Origin of the sequence: Kitasatospora sp. NPDC085879 (assembly GCF_040686255.1) — a bacterium.
Classification (GTDB): Bacteria; Actinomycetota; Actinomycetes; order Streptomycetales; family Streptomycetaceae; genus Kitasatospora.
On record NZ_JBFBJZ010000188.1, the window covers coordinates 1 to 1819 of the forward strand.

Here is a 1819-nt window from a genome sequence, read left to right on the forward strand (position 1 = left end):
TACTCCTAATGGGCTGCGAAGCCAGTGGACCGCTTCCATACTCCTGGTCCAGCGAGACCTTGACGAAGACTGCGGCCACGGGCTTCCTTCGGCGGCGATCAGCCGGTACCCGGTGAGCCATATCAGACCCCCGGGGCCGTGGAGCACTTGGACAAGACCTGGCCCCGGGTGCCGGTCGACCGCTACCGAAGACCACGGTCGTGAGGGCGCCCGGCGCGAGGGCCATGCCTGTTACCCACATGAGGCGTGACCTCCAGCAGGAGATCGGCGGGCCCTGGCGTCCGGCGTCCTCACGACCGTGACCGGTCAGATGATCAGATCGTTGGTGCTCGTGGTCCGAGCCCTCCGCGGGGAACACCTCTCACTTCACCGGGACGCCACCGAGCTCCTGCACAGACCGAGGCCCCCGCGGCCAGCTGGGGTCACGAACGACTAATCGGATGACGGGCCATGAGCCCTTCCATTAGGGAGTCGCGTGCCTCTGCACGGCTTTGACCAGCAGAAACGCAACGGAACCGGAAGGATGTGAGAGACGCCCATGAGGGTTTTCTGCGGGATCGACTGGGCCAGCGACCACCACGACGTCGCCCTGGTCGACGCCGACGGCAAGCTCGTCGGCCGGGCACGGATCGGCGACGACGCGGGGGGCCTGCAGCAGCTGCTCGAGCTGCTGGCCGAGCACGGGGACAATCCGAACGCGCCGATACCGGTGGCGATCGAGACCTCCCGCGGCCTGCTGGTGGCCCGTCTGCGCGCGACCGGCCGGCTCGTCTACTCGATCAACCCGATGGCCGCGGCCCGCTACCGCGAGCGCCACACCGTGGTGCGCAAGAAGTCCGACCACCTCGACGCGATGGTGCTGGCCAACATCCTGCGCACCGACGCCGACGCCCACCGCCCGCTCCCGGCCGACAGCGAACTCGCCCAGGCCGTCGCCGTCCTGGCCCGCGCCCAGCAGGACGCGGTCTGGGACCGCAACCAGGCCGGCAACAAGCTCCGCTCGCACCTTCGCGAGTACTTCCCCGGCTACCTCGCCGCCCTCCAGCCGTTCAGGGACGGCCTGTGCTCACCGCTGGCCCGCGAGCTGCTGGCCACCGCACCGACCCCCGGGCAGGCCGCCAAGCTCACCCGCACCCAGCTGCGGGCCGTACTCAGGAGGGCCGGCCGAAAGCGCGGCATCGAGGAGGAGGTCGAGCGCCTGCACGCGGCCCTGCGGGTCCCGCAAATGCGCCAGTTGCCGCTGGTCGAGGAGGCGATGGGCCGCCAGGCCCTGACCCTGCTGCGCAAGCTGGACGCCGCCTGCAGCAGTGCGGACGACCTCGCCGAGGCCTCGGTGGAGTCTTTTGAGAAGCACCCGGACGCCGAGATCATCACCAGCTTTCCAGGGCTCGGGTCACTCACCGGCGCCCGGGTGCTCGCCGAGATCGGCGACGACCGATCCCGCTTCTCCGACGCCAAGGCCCTCAAGGCCTACGCCGGCTCCGCACCGGTCACCCGGGCGTCCGGCAAGAGCCTGGCGGTCATGGTCCGCCGGGTCAAGAACCAGCGCCTGGCCGCCGTCGGCTACGTCTGGGCCTTCGCCTCCCTGACCGCCTCACCCGGCGCCAGGGCCCACTACGACCGCCGACGCGAGGACGGGGACCGCCACTCCTCCGCCCAGCGCAACCTCTATAACCGGCTCCTCGGCTGCCTCCACCACTGCCTCACCAAGCGCGTCCACTACGACGAGAACACCGCCTTCCCCACGCAGACCAAACTCACCCTGGCGGTCGCAGCTTGACCCGCTAACCGCATCGGATGTCTTCGTCGCCGCCCTGGA

Annotated in this window: 1 protein-coding gene; it reads left to right on the plus strand. The window is 70.0% G+C overall.

Features of this window, described 5'->3' with window-relative positions:
* Positions 1-538: 538 nt before the first annotated feature.
* Positions 539-1780 carry an IS110 family transposase gene (locus AB0P35_RS42030; protein WP_363521871.1) on the plus strand — a complete coding sequence of 414 codons (1242 nt, stop codon included), beginning with the start codon at positions 539-541 and terminating at the stop codon, positions 1778-1780.
* The last annotated feature ends 39 nt before the right edge of the window (positions 1781-1819 follow it).

What these genes read in the sequence shown, in the direction of transcription:
- AB0P35_RS42030 (WP_363521871.1), top strand. Translation starts at nt 539, where the DNA reads ATGAGGGTTTTCTGCGGGATCGACTGGGCCAGCGACCACCACGACGTC.